Origin of the sequence: Hymenobacter jeollabukensis, from assembly GCF_005771675.1 — a bacterium.
Classification (GTDB): Bacteria; Bacteroidota; Bacteroidia; order Cytophagales; family Hymenobacteraceae; genus Solirubrum; species Solirubrum jeollabukense.
Window position 1 is genome coordinate 26,026 of sequence record NZ_VAJM01000011.1, and the last position, 17,210, is coordinate 43,235.

Genomic DNA, 17,210 nt, shown 5'->3' on the forward strand with positions numbered 1-17,210 from the left:
GCCTGACGTTCTTTTTCTCGCCGACCTTTCCTTCTGACCACGTTTTTCCTCCGCTCACCATACATGCGCCTCCGCCCACCCGCCCTGCTCCTGCCCTTCCTGGCCCTGACGGCCCCCGCCGCCCAGGCACGGGTGGTGCTGCCGCGGGTACTGGGTCACGGCATGGTGCTGCAGCGCGAAAAGCCGGTGCCCATCTGGGGCACGGCCGCGCCGGGCGAGGCGGTGACGGTGCAATTCGGCCAGCAGCAGCTGCGTACTACCGCAGCCGCCGACGGGAGCTGGCGGGTGAACTTGGCGCCGCTAAAAGCCAGTGCCGCCGGCGCAGAGCTGACCGTCAGCGGCACGAACGTCATCCGTTTAAAGGACGTGCTGGTGGGGGAAGTCTGGCTGTGCTCGGGGCAGTCGAACATGGAGTACACCATGCGCAAGAACAGCAAGGTGACCGTGCCGCCCCAGCCCGAGCCCAACCCGCTGACCGAGCTGGAGCGCGCCCACAACCCGCAGATTCGCATCTTCCTGGTGAACCGCAAGGAGCTGACGAAGCCCGACTCGCTGCACCGGGGCTGGAGCATCGCGCAGGATTCGGCGCTGCGCGCCTTCTCGGCGCCGGCGTACTTTTTCGCCCAGGAGCTGCAAACCAAGCTCGGCGTGCCGGTGGGCGTCATCAGCTCGGCCGTGCCCGGCAGCCGCATCGAGCCCTGGATCAGCGAAGCCGCCTTCCGGGCCGACTCGTACTACGCCCAGCCCGTGGGCGGCGACCCGGGCAAGTTCTACGAGCCGATGATCCGCCCGCTGGCCCCGTTTGCCTTGCGCGGCTTCTGCTGGTACCAGGGCGAGTCGAACTGCTTTCTGGCCGAAACCAGCTCGTACACCCACAAAATGCGCACGCTCATCGAGAGCTGGCGCGGGGCCTGGCAGGACGAGAATTTGCCGTTTTACTACGTGCAGCTGGCCCCGTTCAAGTACTCCGAGTCGAAGGAGCCCAAACAGCCGCTGACGCCCGAGACGCTGCCGCTGTTTTGGGAGGCGCAGGAGGCCGTGCTGGCGCAGGTGCCGCGCACCGGCCTCATCGTCACCACCGACCTGGTGACCAAGCTCGACGACATTCACCCGCCCTACAAGTGGCAGATCGGCCGGCGCCTGGCCTACCTGGCCCTGCACGACACCTACGGCCGCCGCGAAGTAGCCGCCCGCGGGCCGGTGTTTCGCAGCCTGAAAACCAAGGGCCAGACGGCCGAAATCAGCTTTCAGCCGCTGCAAGGGCGCCTCGTGAGCCAGGACGACCGGCCGCTGACCGGTTTCACGGTGGCCGGCGCCGACGGGCAGTTTGTGCCCGCCCAGGCCCGCATCAAGGGCAAGCGGGTGCTGGTGTCGGCGCCCGGCGTGGCGAGGCCGGTGGCGGTGCGCTTCGCCTGGCACGAAGCATCGCAACCCAACCTGTTTTCCAGCGCCGGACTGCCCGCCCGCCCCTTCCGCACCGACAAGCCCGCCGCCGCGCTCAGCCACGCGGCGCGGTAGCGGGCTGGTATCGTCCGGGCCGCCCGCGTTGTAGCGCGAACTTTCAGTTCGCGTAGCCTGCCCGGTTGTCATCAAACGATTCCCCCGCGAGTCGGCCAACGCGACGCGAACTGAAAGTTCGCGCTACGCGACGCGGCCGGCCGCCACATTCCCGCTCATTTCCCACATTCCGCACATCCGATAGTCATGCTTTCCCGCCGCGACTTTCTCTCCACCGCGCTGCTTGCCACCGGCTCTTTGCTGCTGCCCCGTCCGCTGGCGGCCTTCGGCAAGCCCAAAAAGCTCACCTACAAGATTGCCGTGGTGGACCTGATGATTCTGAAGCGGCAGAAGCTGGGCGCCCTGCAGCTCACCAAGGACATCGGGGCCGACGGCGTGGAGGTGGACATGGGCGGGCTCGGCAACCGTGACACCTTCGACAGCCAGCTGTCCAATCCCGAAATCCGCCAGCAGTTTCTCGATAAGGCCAAGGAGCTGAACCTGGAAATCTGCTCCCTGGCCATGACGGGCTTCTACGCCCAGTCCTTCGCCACGCGCCCCACCTATGAGCGCATGGTGCAGGACTGCATCGACACGATGAAGCTGATGAATGTGCGGGTGGGCTTTCTGCCCCTGGGCAACCAGGGCGACCTGGTGAAGAACCCCGAACTGCGCCCCGCCCTTGTGGAGCGGCTGAAGGTGGTGGGCCGGATGGCCGAAAAAGCCGGCGTGGTCATCGGCATCGAAACGGCGCTGGACGCGGCCGGCGAGGTGCGGCTGCTCCGGGACATCGGCTCGAAGCACATTCAGATTTACTTCAACTTCTCCAACGCGCTCAAGAACGGCCGCGACCTGCACCAGGAGCTGCGCACCCTGGGCCGCAAGCGCATCTGCCAGATTCACTGCACCGACGACGACGGCGTGTGGCTGCAGAACAATACCCGCCTCGACATGAAGCGCGTGAAGCAGACCCTGGCCGATATGGGCTGGCAGGGCTGGCTGGTGATTGAACGCTCGCGCGACGCCAACGACCCGCGCAACGTGAAGAAGAACTTCGGCGCCAACACGGCTTACATGAAGTCCATCTTTCAGGCTATATAATCAGCGCCACTTAACCGGTAGCGTCCCGGAACCATTACTCTAGCATCTTGGCTTTGGCATAACCGGTGAGTAAGTGCTTACCGGGTTCCAACTATCCGCCAATGCCAGCCCCCTACGCTACTGCTACCCGACTGTGCCTTACGCACCGAATTCCGACTACAAAATCCTGCTATTCAAGCAGTAAATACTCTCCTTCGGGCAGATAACCGGCGGTTTGCGACGGGGTGATGCTAACCTTGCAGACCCGCCGGTTTGAGCCGGCGCGGATGGCTTTTTTGACGGATGTTGGCCGCAAAACGGCAGCGCGTGCAGAGGCATGACAACATTGTACAATAAGTTGGTTAAAAGCTGTATTCCGACGGCCCAAACGGCTAGTAATTTGGTCCCACTACAGTAGTCACCCACTGCCTATGAATTCCTTGTTCAGAAGTTTGCTGCTTGCCGCCCTGCTGACCACCGGCTCCGCGGCCCTGGCGCAGGCCCCCGTTTCGCAGCCGACCGAGTCGAAGGACGCCGCCTACACCCGCACCATCACCGAGCGCGCCGACAAAATCGTGGCCAAGCTGGAGGGGCTGAAGCCCGCCAAGACCACCAAGGTGCGCGACATCATCGTGGGCCAGTACCGGGCGCTGAACGAGATTCACGAGGGCCGCAAAACCAAGCTGGCCGCCCTGAAAGCCCAGAACCCGGACGAGGCCACCAAAAAGGCCGCCACCGAGAAAATCGAGGCTGAAACCACGGCGGCGCTCGACAAGTTGCACCCCAAGTTCCTCGCCCAGCTCGGCCGCCAGCTCTCCGCCGCCCAGGTGGATCAGGTGAAGGACGGGCTGACCTACGGGGTGCTGCCCATCACGGTGCGGGCCTACAACGACATGCTACCCACGCTGACGGAGGCCCAGAAAGCCCAGATCCTGGCCTGGCTGACCGAGGCCCGCGAAAAGGCCATGGACGCCGGTACCTCCGAGCAGAAACACGCCTGGTTTGGCAAGTACAAAGGAAAAATCAACAATTACCTATCCGCCGCCGGCATCGACATGAAGCAGGCCGGTAAGGACTGGGATGCCCGGCGCCAGCGCGCCGCCGCCGACGCCCAGGGCCAGTAAGCGCCTCACCTCCCCCCGACACGCCCACTGCTTTCCCACACACCAACCTTATATGAAAAACCTTTACCCCAAGCTTCAGGCGCCTGGTAGCGCCCCGCGCCTGGCCGGCGCCCTGCTGAGCGGGCTGCTGGTTGGGGCTACGGCCGCCACCGCCGGCACGCCCACGACTCCACCCGCCGCGACGACCGATGCGCAGATCAACGTGAACATCACCGGCACGGTGCGCGACGCCAAGGGCGGCGTGGTGCCCGGCGCGAGCGTGGTGCTGAAAGGAACCACCACCGGTACGTCGACCGACGCGCAGGGCGTGTTCCGCATCAACGTGCCGACCGGCAACGAGACGCTGGTTATCAGCTCGGTGGGCTTTCAGAAGCAGGAAGTGGCGCTGAACGGGCGCACCACCCTCGACGTGACGCTGGCGGAGGAAACCTCCAAGCTGAATGAGGTAGTGGTCGTAGGTTACGGCACCCAGTCGCGCGTGAGCCTGACCGGCGCGGTAGCCACCGTCGACATGAAGGCCATCGAGGAGCTGCCGGTGGGCAGCCTCTCCACGGCCATTGCCGGCCAGAACCCCGGCGTGGGCGTGAGCGGCGGCACGGCCCGCCCGGGCGAAAAAGGCGCCATCACGGTGCGCCGGCCGCTGGTGCTGTCCAAGGACGGCGGCACGGAGCGGCCCCTGTTCGTCATCGACAACGTGGTGCGCACGGAGGAAGACTTCAACCTGCTCGACCAGTCGGAGGTAGAAGCCATTTCGATCTTGAAAGACGCCGCGGCGGCCATCTACGGGGCCCGCTCCAACCAGGGCGTGGTGGTGGTGGCCACCAAGCGCGGCAAAGCCGGCCCGCCGAAGTTCACCTACAGCGGCTCGGTGGGGGTATCCGACGCCGTGCGCCTGCCCACGATGATGAGCGGGCTGGAGCACGCCACCTACCTGAACGACTACAACTTCTACCGGAACCGCCCCGCCACCGACGCGTCCATCTACACGCCGGACGAGCTGGAGTATTTCGCCAACAACAACAACAACTGGCTGGAGCAGGCCTGGAAGCCCTCGACCACCACGCGCAACGCGCTGAACGTGAGCGGGGGCGGCGAGCGGGCCACGTACTTCGCCAGCGTGACGTACAACCGCCAGAACGGCAACTTCGACAACGTAAAATCGGACAAGTGGACCTTCCGGGCCAGCACCGACGTGAACGTGGCCAAGGGCCTGAAGGCCGGCCTGGCGTTGAGCGGCGACCTGTTTAAGCGCAAGACGTACTGGTTTAAGCAGGGCCAGGAAAGCGCCGACAACGACGCCCGCTCGCTGCTGCTGACGCCGGCGTTCCAGGCCTTCTACGTGAACGGCGTGCCCAACTACACCACGCCCGGGACGACCAACGTGAACACGCTGGATGCCACGAACTTCTTCGAGGTGCAGAAGTCGAACAACTACACCTCCCAGCGCAACACCGGCCTGAACCTGACGGCCAACGTCGACTACGAGCTGCCGTTCGTGAAGGGCCTGCGGGCGCGGGTGCTGTATGCGCGCACCCTCGACAACAACTTCGGCAAGAACTTCGGCACCAGCTACGTCGTCAACGAGTACAAGGGGCTGGGGGAACACCGCCACATTCCGGGCGGCGAATTTGTGCAGCAGCGCACCATTCCCAACGGCAACCAGATCTTCATCGTCCCGACCTACACGGACACCTACCAGCTCAACGGCTACCTGAACTACGACCAGCAGTTTGGCCGGCACCAGATTTCGGCCCTGGCCTTCTTCGAGCAGCAGGAGCTGCAGTACGACGAGGTCCGGTCTTCGAAGTCGACGGTGGTACCGGGCGGGCTCGACAACATGAACTTCACTATCGGCGAGGTGAACCTGACGGAAACCGCCCGCGAATCGGGGATTCTGTCGTACGCCGGCCGCATCAACTACAGCTTCGCCAACAAGTACTTCGCCGAGCTGGCCCTGCGCTACGACGGGTCCACCAACTTCGCCCCGGAATACCGCTGGGGACTGTTTCCCTCGCTGTCGGCGGGCTGGGTGATTTCCGAGGAAAACTTCTTCTTCCAGAGCAACGCCATCAACTTCCTGAAGGTGCGGGGCTCGGTGGGTTTGCTCGGCGGCGACGCCACCAAAGCCTACAACTGGCAGGAGAACTACAAGTTTGAGGTAGGCAAAGGCGCCGTGTTCGGGGGCAACACCGACCGCACCATCACCATCGCGCCCAACAACGCGCTGGCCAACCGCCGGGCCCGCTGGGACAACAACGAGAAGTACAACGCCGGCATCGACGCACGCTTCCTGGACAACCGCCTCTCGCTTAGCGTCGACGGCTTCCTGGACAAGCGCTACAACATGCTGACGCAGCTGAACTCGGCCGCTACGGTGGTGATTGGGGCGGCGCTGCCCTCCGAAAACTACTCGGCCGTGAACAGCTTCGGCACGGAAGTGTCGGTGGGCTACGCGGACAAAATCGGCTCCGACTTCACCTACCGCCTCAACTCGTTCTTCTCCTGGAGCGACACCCGCAACGTGAAAGTAGACGTGGAGCGGGGCAAAATCGGGCAGTGGGACGACCCGACCGGCAAGTCGCGCGACCAGGGCGTGGTGGGCTACGAGTACCTGGGCATGTTCCGCACCCAGGCCGACGTGGACGCGTGGCTGGCCGACAACCCCGGCTACACCCTGTTTAAAGATGTACCCAAGCCGGGGATGCTCTACTACCGCGACATCCGCGGCCCCAAGGATGCCTCCGGCAACTACACCGCCCCCGACGGCAAGATTGATGAGGAAGACCAGACCTTCCTGACCAAGAAAGCCAGCAACCTCTACAGCATCGGCCTGAACCCGAGCATCAGCTACAAGGGCCTGACCGTGCAGCTGACCATGGGCGTATCGTTTGGCGGCATGGACCTGGTGGAAAGCGCCGCCCGCAAAGCCGCCACGGCCACTTCCAACCGCCCCGCCTTCTGGGCTGACCACTGGACCGAGGCCACCCCGGATGCCAAGTATCCGGCGCCGTTCACCAGCAACAGCTATGACCGGGCCTCGGCGTTCTGGTTTAGAAGCTCGACGACGGCCAACATGCGCAACGCCACCATTTCCTACTCCCTGCCGACCGCGCTGGTGAACCGGGCCAGCCTCAGCAGCGTGAAGGTGTACTTCGTCGCGGTGAACCCCCTCAACTTCTACAATCCCTACGACTACAAAGTCTATAGCGGGAGCTTCGACGTGTACCCCACCCTCCGCACGTTGTCGCTGGGCCTGAATGTTGGCTTCTAATCTGCACTGAACTCATGAAACTTACGCGCATAACTGCCCTGCTCGCTTTTGCGGCCGCTTCGTTCACGGTGGCCGGCTGCAAAGACACGCTGGATAAGATGGACCTGACGGCAGCCAACGAGGAGTTGGTGTTTCAGAACGAAACCACGGCCTTCCTCTACCTGAGCTACATCTACGAGCAAAACCTGCCGAGCTGGTTCGGCCAGAGCAACCTGGGCATCGGGACGACCAACCCCAGCATCCTGTCGGAGGAAGTGGCCGGTGACAGCAAGTACTTGGCGGGCACCATCGCCCAAAATGATGTGCAGGATATCGGCATCGCCGTTGGCCCGAACACCAACTACGGCAAGATCCGCACCATCAACATGTTTATCCAGGGCATCGGCCGGTCGCCTATTCCGATGCAGCCCCGCAACCAGCTGAAGGGGGAAGCCCTGTTCTTCCGCGCCTACCGCTACTTCGACCTGGTGCGCGTGTACGGCGGGGTGCCGCTGGTGCTGACGCCGCTCGGCGCCGTGGGCGACGAGGCGCGGGCCGAGGCGTTCGTGCCCCGCAACTCCACCACCGAGTGCTTCAACCAGATTGCGACCGACCTGGACTCGGCTATTTCCTACCTGCCCGGCCGCTGGACGGGCAACAACACCTGGGGCCGCATTACGAAGGGCGCCGCCGCCGCCTTCAAGGCCCGGGTGCTGCTGTACGCCGCCAGCCCGCAGTTCAACCCCGGCGACGACGCGGCCAAGTGGGCGCGGGCCTTCGCCGCCAGCCAGCAGGCCCAAACCCTGCTGACGGCCAACGGCTTCCGCCTCAACGCCTCCTACGACCAGCTCTGGTTTGAGGAAGAAAACAACGTGGAGGCGGTACTGGTGACCAACTACAACACCACGGCCAACGGCACCCAGAACGCCAAAAACAACCAGTACGACAACGCCACCCGGCCGTCGTACACGGGCACCGGCGGGGGCTCCAACCGGCCGACCTGGGACCTGGTGAAAGCCTACCCGATGCTGGACGGCAAGAAGCCCGGCGAATCGACCAAGTACCCCTACAACCTGCAGCAGTTCTACAAAAACCGGGACCCGCGCTTCGACAAAACTATTGCCTACAACGGGGCTACCTGGCCGCTGAACGGCAACACCAACTACAAGCTCTGGACCTACCTGCGGGGCACCACCACCGTCGAGGCCACCAGCAACCCCACGCCCACCAGCTTCTACCTGCGCAAGGCTATCAACCCGACGACGCCCGCCAGCAACGTGATAAATGTGGGCACCAACTGGATTGAGATTCGCTACGCCGAGGTGTTGCTGAACCTGGCCGAAGCCGCCTGCGGCGTGGGCAACCTCACCGAGGCTTACACCCAGCTCAAGGCCATCCGGCAGCGGGCGGGCATCGAAGCCGGCGACGGCAACTACGGCCTGCAGGCGGGCATGAGCCGCGACCAGATGTTCGAGGCTATCCTCTACGAGCGGCAGATCGAGCTGGCCTTCGAAGGCAAGCGGTTCTGGGACCTGCGCCGCTGGAAAAAGATGGAAAGCACCCTCAACAACAAGCGTCGCGAGGGCCTGACCATCACCTTGAAAACCACGGGTGTGCCGGCCGACTTTGCCACCACCCGCGACAATCTGAACATCGACCAGGTGTACGCGAACTATTTCACCATTGCGACGCGCGTGTTGGATACGAATGGTAGCTTCCCCAGAGCCATCGATTGGCAGCCTTCCTACTACTTCTTCGCTATTCCGCAGCAGGCCATCGACAACAACCCGCAACTGGTGCAGAACAACACCTGGAACGGCGCCTTCAACCCGCTGCAGTAAGGCGGATGACCAAGCCGGCTCGCCGGAACGGTCGCCACCCCTAGCAACCAACGCAACCGCGGCTCAGGCCGGGTGGGTCCAGGAGGGCCGCCCGCTGCCTGAGCCGCAGTTTTGTAAACGGGCCGTTCCGCGGGCCTTTCCCGCCGCCATTCTTCTTTTTCCGACGCATGAATACTCTTGTCTGCCGCCGACCCGGCCAGCTGGCCTACGAGCAGCGCCCCGCCCCCGCCGTGCCGCCGGGCCACGCCCTGCTGCGCATTCGCCGTATCGGCATCTGCGGCACCGACCTACACGCCTACGAGGGCACGCAGCCCTTCTTCAGCTACCCGCGGGTGCTGGGCCACGAGCTGGCCGGCGAGCTGCTCGACGCCGACGGCGCCCCGGGCTTCCGCGCCGGCGAGGCCGTCACCTTCATTCCCTACTTCAGCTGCGGGCGCTGCGTGGCCTGCCGCCGCGGGCTACCCAACTGCTGCACCCAGATCAACGTGTGCGGGGTGCACATCGACGGGGGCATGACGGAGCTGCTGGCCGTGCCCACGGCCGCCCTGGTGCCCGGCCAGGACCTGAGCTACGACGAGCTGGCCCTGGTGGAGCCGCTGGCCATCGGCGCGCACGGCGTGCGCCGGGCCGGGGTGCAGCCGGGCGAGTTTGTGCTGGTGGTGGGCGCCGGGCCCATCGGGCTGGGCGTGATGGAGTTTGCCCGCATTGCCGGCGGCCGCGTCATTGCCCTCGACCTCAACCAGCAGCGGTTGGATTTCTGCCGCCAGAAGCTCGGCGTGGAGTACACCATCAACGCCGGTTCCGCCGACGTAGCCGAGCAGCTGCGCTCCATTACCAGCGGCGACATGCCCACGGTGGTTATCGACGCGACGGGCAGCCAGCGGGCCATCAACGGGGCTTTTTCCTACCTGGCCCACGGCGGACGCTTCGTGCTGGTGGGCCTGCAGAAGGGCGACATCAGCTTCGCGCACCCCGAGTTTCACAAGCGCGAGGCCACGTTGATGAGCAGCCGCAACGCCACCCGGGAAGATTTCGAGCACGTCATTGCCAGCATGAAAGCCGGGCTGGTGCAGCCGACTACCTACATCACGCACCGCGTGGCGTTTGGCGACGTGCAGCAGCAGTTTGCCGGCTGGCTCGACCCGGCCACGGGCGTCATCAAGGCCATGGTGGAGCTGAATTAGGGTCATTCTTTTGCGTCGTTCGACTGGATTTTAGCCCGCAGAGGGCGCAGAAGAAGCGCCGAGGACGCAGCGGCTTTTGTAGGAAGCTTGCATAGGGCCGTGGGCACCGGCAGCAGTCCGGGGCCGCCCGCCACGTAGCGCCAGAGCTGATTAAAGCTTTTTCATCGACCTGCACTGCGTCATTCTTGGCGGAATGCCCGGCTGCTGGCGGCTGCGCGCCTGTGCTAACATCCTACAACAACTTGCCAAATGCCGCCAAGGGCCGGGGGGCGGGGCGGTTACTTTTGTAAAGGCTCCGACTATGCCCGCACCGCGCACCCGCCCGGGCGCCCCCGGAGTCTTCGCCCCGCCTGCCTCCCACCCGCCTGCCCATGCGCTGTTTCCGCCCGCTCGTTGCCGCCTTGCGTACCCTGCCCCTGCTGGCCGGGCTGCTGCTGAGCGGGCTGGCGGCGGTGGCCGGGGCCCCGACGGTGAGCAACCTGCGCTGCGGCTACCGCCCCAATCCGCTGGGCGTGCAGCAAGCGGCCCCAAACCTGAGCTGGGAGCTGCAGGCCGACCACCGCAACGCCCGCCAAAGCGCCTACCGCCTGCTGGTGGCCGACGACGAAAAGCTGCTCCGCCGCAACCAGGGCAACGTCTGGGACTCGCAGAAAACCGCTTCGGCCGCCTCCATCCAGGTACCCTACGCCGGCCCGGCTCTGCAGGCCACCAAAACCTACTACTGGAAGGTGATGGTGTGGGACGACCAGCAGCAGGCCTCCGGCTGGAGCCAGCCCGCCCGTTGGCAGATGGGTTTGCTGACGGCCGCCGACTGGCGCGGGGCCCAGTGGATTGCCTACGAGAAGCTACCGGCCGAGCACGTGACGGTGCTGCCCGTCGACGGCAAAAAAGACAGCTACCAGGGCGGCAACGTGCTGCCGCTGCTGCGCAAGGATTTTACCATCAAGAAAAAGCTGCGGCGGGCCACGGCCTATGTCTGCGGGCTGGGGCAGTTTGAGCTGCACCTGAACGGGCAGAAAGTCGGGGACCATTTCCTCGACCCGGCCTGGACCAAGTTCGACCAGCACGCCCAGTACGTGACCTTCGACGTGACCGGGCAGCTGCGCAAGGGCAACAACGCGGTGGGCGTGATGCTCGGCAACGGCTTTTACTACGTGCCGCCGGTGAAGGGCCGCTTCCGCAAGCTCAAAGCCGCCTTCGGCCTGCCCAAGCTGCTCTGCCGCCTGCAGCTCGACTACCAGGACGGCACGCAGGACAACGTCATCAGCGACGCCAGCTGGCAGACCGCGCCGGGGCCGGTGACCTTCAGCAGCATCTACGGTGGCGAGGACTACGACGCCCGCCGGGAGCAGCCGGGCTGGGACGCGCCGCGCTTCAAGGCCACGGGCTGGAAGCCGGTGCTGCTGGTCGATGGTCCGGCGCGGCTGGATGCCCAGCAGGCCGAGCCGCTGCGGGTGCACGAGCAGTTCCAGCCCCGGCGCGTCAGCCAGCCCCAGCCGGGCCGGTTCGTGTACGATTTCGGGCAGAACGCCTCGGGCATCGTGGAGCTGCAAGTGCAGGGCCGCGCCGGCGACACGGTGCGCCTCGCCCCGGCCGAGCTGCTGAACGCAGGCGGGCTGGTGACCCAGAAAAACAGCGGCGGGCCCTACTACTTCACCTACGTGCTGCGCGGCTCGGGCGTGGAAACCTGGCGGCCCCGCTTCAGCTACTACGGCTTCCGCTACGCCCAGCTGGAAGGCGGCGTGCCCGCGGGCGAAACCAACCCCGCAAACCGCCCGGTGGTGCAGACCCTCACGATGCTGCACACCCGCAACGCGGCGCCCGAAGTGGGCGCCTTTAGCTGCTCCAACGAGCTGCTGAACCAGACCAACACGCTCATCGACTGGTCGGTGAAGAGCAACATGGCCAGCGTGTTTACCGACTGCCCCCACCGCGAAAAGCTGGGCTGGCAGGAGCAGAACCACTTGATGGGCAGCTCCATCCGCTACCGCTACGACATTGCCGCGCTCAGCCGCAAGGTCATCCAGGATCTGCAGGTGTCGCAGCTCGACAACGGGCTGGTGCCGGAAATTGCCCCCGAGTTCGTGAAGTTCGAGTGGGGCGGCGACATGTTCCGCGACTCGCCCGAGTGGGGCAGCAGCGCCATTCTGCTGCCCTGGTACGTGTACCAGTGGTACGGCGACCGGCAGGTGCTCGAAGGCAGCTACCCGATGATGCAGCGCTACGCGGCCTACCTCGCCACCAAGGCCAACGGCCACATCCTCACGCAGGGCCTCGGCGACTGGTACGACCTCGGCCCCAAACTGCCCGGCACCTCGCAGCTCACCCCGATGGGCGTGACGGGCACCGCCATCTACTACTACGACCTGACCACGCTGGCCGACATTGCCCGCCTGCTCGGCAAGGCCGATGATGCCGCGAAATACACCCAGTTGGCCGGCGAGGTGCGCACGGCCTTCAACGCGAAGTTCTTCAACCCCGAAACCAAGCAATATGCCACCGGCAGTCAGGCCGCCAACGCCGTGGCCGTGTACATGGGTTTGGTAGCGCCCGAGCATAAGGCCGCCGTCGTCGACAACCTGGTGCGCGACATCCAGAGTCGCCAGAACGCGCTGACGGCCGGCGACATCGGCTACCGCTACGTGCTGCGGGTGCTGGAAGACGCGGGCCGCTCCGACGTCATCTTCGCCATGAACAGCCGCTCCGACGTGCCCGGCTACGGCTACCAGCTGGCCCAGGGCGCCACCGCCCTCACCGAAAGCTGGGCCGCCCTGCCGACGGTATCGAACAACCACCTGATGCTCGGGCACCTGCAGGAATGGCTGTACGGCGCGCTGGCCGGCATCCGCCCCGCCCCGGGCGCGGTGGCCTTCAACCAAATCGACATCCGCCCCGAGCCGGTGGGCGACGTAACCTCAGCCCGGGCCACGCACCACTCGCCCTACGGCCTGATCGGCAGCGAATGGAAGAAAACCACCGCCGGCTTCGAGCTGACGGCCACCATTCCGGCCAATACCACGGCCACGGTGTACCTGCCCGCTGCTTCCGCCGCTGCCATCACCGAATCGGGCCAGCCGCTTACGCAGCACCCGGAGCTGCGGCTGCTGGGCGTGGAGGGCGGCCGGGCGCGCATTGCGGTGGGCTCGGGCACGTACCGCTTCCTGGTCCAACCGCTGGAATAGAACGTCATGCTGAGCTTGTCGAAGCATCTCTACCGCTTCGTCTGAGCTCATGCAACGACTTCGGTAGAGATGCTTGGCTGCGCCTTCCTTCGGTTCGACAAGCTCAGCATGACGCCCTTTATTGCTCTTCCTTCCTACTTGCGCATGAAACTGAAACTTGCCTGCCTGCTACTCTCCGGTCTGCTCGCCCAGATGGCGGCCCGTGCCCAAGCCCCGGCCAAGCCCAAAGAAGTATCGGCTGCGGTGATGCAGAAGGTGTACGAGGAGGTGAAAACGCCCTACAAGTACGGCCTGGTGCTCGTCACCGACGACAACCAGCGGAAGATGGACTGTCCCAGCGTGTTCCGCAAGGGCAACAAGTGGTACATGACCTACATCATCTACGACGGCCGGGGCTACGAAACCTGGCTGGCGCAGAGCAAGGACCTGCTGAAGTGGGAAACGAAGGGCAAAATCATGGCCTTCACCGACACTACCGACTGGGACACCAACCAAAAGGCCGGCTACGTGGCCCTACAGGACTACAAATGGGGCGGCTCGTACGAGTGGCAGCAATACCAAGGCAAGTACTGGATGTCGTACTTCGGCGGCCGGAGCCGGGGCTACGAGAAGGGCCTACTCTCCATCGGCATAGCATCCACCGATAAGGACCCGACGACGGTACACCCCTGGCAGCGCCTGCCCCAGCCGGTGCTTCGGCCCGACGACAAGGACGTACGCTGGTGGGAAAACCACACCATCTACAAAAGCTCCATCATCTGGGATAAAAGCAAGCTCACCGGCCACCCCTTCGTGATGTACTACAACGCCAACGGCGACTCGCTCGACGCCAAGCGCGGGGCCGAGCGCATCGGCATGGCCGTGTCGGATGACATGGTGCACTGGTCGCGCTACCTGAAGAACCCGGTGCTGAACCACCACAAGGGCATCACCGGCGACGCCTACCTGCAGAAGCTGGACGGTATCGATAAGGACCTGTGGGTGATGTTCTACTTCGGCGCCTTTTACCCCGGCGTGAAGGGCGCGGTGAACCGCTTCGCCTGCTCTTACGACCTGGTGAACTGGACCGACTGGAGCGGCCAGAACCTGGTAGAGCCCTCCGAGCCCTACGACGAGCTGTTTGCCCACAAGTCCTTCGTGGTGAAACACAAAGGCGTGGTATACCACTACTACTGCGCCGTGAACAAGCCCGACCAGCGCGGCATTGCCGTGGCCACGTCCAAGGATTTGGGCAAGAGCAAGGTGACGTTCATCGCCCCGCCCGAGAAGAAGAAAAAGGAGGCCAAGGCCTCCACGAACTAGCCGCCCGAACGCCAAACCAGAACGTCATCCAGAGCATTCTGCGCATCAAGCAGAGTCGAAGAATCTCGCTGGATAGTATTCTTCTCGTTGAGCTTACTATCTGGCATCAGCACGCGAGATGTCTCGACAAGCTCGACATGACGCTCTAACGAATCGGACGATCCGCCAAAACCCAAACCGCATGCGCCCATTCCTCCCCTTTCTGCTGCTCCTGTTGCTCAGCGTCGCCCGCCCCGCGGATGCGGCCCAGCCGCCGGTGCGCGGGGTGGAGAACTTCAACAAGGGCTGGAAGTTCTTCCTCGGCGACGAGGCCCAGGCCAAGGAAGCTGGCTTCAACGACGCCGGCTGGCGCAGCCTGGCCCTGCCCCACGACTGGAGCATCGAAGGCAAGTTCGACGCGCTGAACCCGGCCAAGCCCGAGGGCGGCGGGCTGCCGACGGGCATCGGCTGGTACCGCAAGTCGTTCAGCACCAAGGCCGGCAAAGGCCAGCGCGTCTACATCGAGTTTGACGGGGTGTACCAGCAAAGCGAGGTGTGGCTGAACGGGCAGCTGCTCGGCAAGCGGCCCAACGGCTACATTTCCTTCCGCTACGAGCTGACCCGGCACCTGCGGCCCAACGGCCAGGCCAACGTGCTGGCCGTGCGCGTCGACAACTCGGCCCAGCCCAACTCGCGCTGGTACTCCGGCTCGGGCATCTACCGCAACGTGCGCCTGGTAACGACCTCCGCCGTGGCCGTGGACCACTGGGGCACCTTCGTGACCACGCCTAAGGTCATGGCCGAGGCAGCTACGGTGCAGTTGCAGACGACCATCCGCAACGCGGGCGGCAAGGGCACCAAGCCCGTGCGGGTGGAAACGCTGCTGCTGGATGCGCAGGGCAAGACGGTAGCCCGGCAGGCCACCGACAACGTAAAGCTGACCGATTCGACCACCGTGCTGACGCAGACGCTGAACCTGCCGAAGCCGCAGCTGTGGTCGGTGCAGCGGCCCTACCTGTACCGGGTGCAGACGCGCATCAGCCAGGGCAAAACGGCCGTTGACGAGTACACCACGCCGCTGGGGGTACGCACTTTTGAGTTCAACGCGCAGACGGGCTTCTCGTTGAACGGGCAGCCGCTGAAGATTCTGGGCGTCAATCAGCACCACGACCTCGGCGCGCTGGGCGCGGCTTTCAACGTGCGGGCGGCCGAGCGGCAGCTCGAAATCCTGCAACGGATGGGCTGCAACGCCATCCGCATGTCGCACAACCCGCCCGCGCCGGAGCTGCTGGACCTCTGCGACCGGATGGGCCTGCTCGTCATGGACGAGGCCTTCGACATGTGGCAGAAGAAAAAGAACGGCAAGGACTACCACCTGGACTTCAAAGAGTGGCACCGCCGCGACCTGCAGGACATGGTGCGCCGCGACCGGAACCACCCCAGCATCATCGTCTGGAGCATCGGCAACGAAATCCGGGAGCAGTTCGACAGCACCGGCGTGCGGCTCACCAGGGAGCTGGTAGCCACCGTGAAGCGGCTGGATAAGACGCGGCCCGTGACGTCGGCGCTGACCGAGCAGGAGCCGGAAAAGAACTTTATCAGCCAGGCCGGCGTGCTCGATATCCTGAGCTTCAACTACAAGCACGAAGGCTACCCCAAGCTGCCCCGGAGCTTCCCCGGCAAGCCCTTCCTGGCCACCGAAATTGCCGCCGCCTTCGAGACGCGCGGCCATTACGACCTGCCCTCCGACAGCGTGCGGGTGTGGCCCCTCGACGGCAAAACCAAACTCACCACCGGCAACGCGGACTTCACCGCCTCGTCGTACGACAACGCCCGGCCCTACTGGGGCTCCACGCACGAGCCGGCCTGGCTGGCCGTCAAGCGCAGCCCGTTCATGGCCGGCACTTTCGTGTGGTCGGGCTTCGACTACCTGGGCGAGCCGCTGCCCTACCCCTGGCCGGCGCGCAGCTCCTACTTCGGCCTGATCGACCTCGCGGGCTTCCCCAAGGATGCCTATTACCTCTACCAGAGCGAGTGGACCACCCAGCCCGTGCTGCACCTGCTGCCGCACTGGAACTGGCGCCCCGGCCAGCCGGTGGACGTGTGGACCTACTTCAGCCAAGCCGACGAAGTGGAACTGCTGCTCAACGGCAAGTCACTGGGCGTAAAGAAGAAGGGCGCCGACCAGCTGCACGTGATGTGGCGCGTGCCCTTCGCGGCTGGTACCCTGCAGGCCGTGTCGCGCAAGAGCGGCAAAACCGTGCTGACGCGCACGATTAAAACTGCCGGCCCGGCCGCCAAAATCGAGCTGACCGCCGACCGCAGCGCCCTGCGCGCCGACGGCCTGGACCTCTCGTTCGTGACCGTGCGCGTGCTCGACGCCCAAGGCAATCTGGTGCCCGACGCGGCTCAGCAGGTGAAGTTCGACCTCGGCGGCCCCGCCACCCTGGCCGGCGTCGACAACGGCTACCAGGCCAGCCTGGAGCCCTTCAAGGCGACGGAGCGCAAAGCCTACAACGGGCAGTGCCTGGCCATCGTGCAGACCACCGAGCAGGCCGGCACCATCACCCTGAAGGCCACGGCCGAGGGCTTGCAGCCGGCCAGCATCAGCCTGAAAAGCGGCGCCACCAGCTCCGCTTCCACCAAGAATAACCCCGCTACTTCGGTAGCCGCAGGTAACTAAGTACCAGCATGAGTCAGCAAAACTACCCCCTATTCAGCAGCCGAGAAATTCGTCTGGCTCCCCCTCTCCCCCATGCTGCGCATCAAGC

9 protein-coding genes are annotated in these 17,210 nt (G+C 64.8%); all 9 read left to right on the forward strand.

What is annotated here, in order from left to right; genetic code table 11:
• The first annotated feature begins 63 nt into the window (after positions 1 to 63).
• The 9 genes from FDY95_RS19355 (at position 64) to galB (ending at position 17,122) form a co-directional block, all read left to right on the forward strand.
• The gene (locus FDY95_RS19355) at positions 64 to 1,518 is read left to right on the forward strand and encodes a sialate O-acetylesterase (protein ID WP_212744932.1); all 1,455 of its coding nucleotides are present in this window, start codon (positions 64 to 66) and stop codon (positions 1,516 to 1,518) included.
• 186 nt (positions 1,519 to 1,704) lie between these two features.
• On the forward strand, positions 1,705 to 2,598 hold the full coding sequence (locus tag FDY95_RS19360; RefSeq protein ID WP_138080181.1) for a sugar phosphate isomerase/epimerase family protein: 894 nt from the start codon (positions 1,705 to 1,707) through the stop codon (positions 2,596 to 2,598).
• Positions 2,599 to 3,008: 410 nt separating this feature from the next.
• Entirely contained in the window at positions 3,009 to 3,701 is a 693-nt protein-coding gene (locus FDY95_RS19365) for a DUF3826 domain-containing protein (protein ID WP_138080182.1), read from the forward strand.
• 52 nt (positions 3,702 to 3,753) lie between these two features.
• Positions 3,754 to 6,972, forward strand: coding sequence for a SusC/RagA family TonB-linked outer membrane protein (locus tag FDY95_RS19370; RefSeq protein ID WP_171025755.1), 3,219 nt, complete (start codon positions 3,754 to 3,756; stop codon positions 6,970 to 6,972).
• Between the two features lie 14 nt (positions 6,973 to 6,986).
• Complete coding sequence (locus FDY95_RS19375) at positions 6,987 to 8,792, forward strand: RagB/SusD family nutrient uptake outer membrane protein (protein ID WP_138080184.1); 1,806 nt, start codon at positions 6,987 to 6,989, stop codon at positions 8,790 to 8,792.
• Between the two features lie 167 nt (positions 8,793 to 8,959).
• Positions 8,960 to 9,976: a zinc-binding alcohol dehydrogenase family protein gene (locus tag FDY95_RS19380; RefSeq protein ID WP_138080185.1), complete on the forward strand. Its 1,017-nt coding sequence runs from the start codon at positions 8,960 to 8,962 to the stop codon at positions 9,974 to 9,976.
• Between the two features lie 371 nt (positions 9,977 to 10,347).
• Entirely contained in the window at positions 10,348 to 13,158 is a 2,811-nt protein-coding gene (locus tag FDY95_RS19385) for a family 78 glycoside hydrolase catalytic domain (protein WP_138080186.1), read from the forward strand.
• A 144-nt stretch (positions 13,159 to 13,302) separates the two neighbouring features.
• A complete protein-coding gene (locus tag FDY95_RS19390) occupies positions 13,303 to 14,460 on the forward strand; it encodes a glycosylase (protein ID WP_138080187.1) in 1,158 nt (385 codons plus the stop codon).
• Positions 14,461 to 14,641: 181 nt separating this feature from the next.
• Positions 14,642 to 17,122: a beta-galactosidase GalB gene (gene galB / locus FDY95_RS19395; RefSeq protein ID WP_138080188.1), complete on the forward strand. Its 2,481-nt coding sequence runs from the start codon at positions 14,642 to 14,644 to the stop codon at positions 17,120 to 17,122.
• Positions 17,123 to 17,210 lie beyond the last annotated feature (88 nt).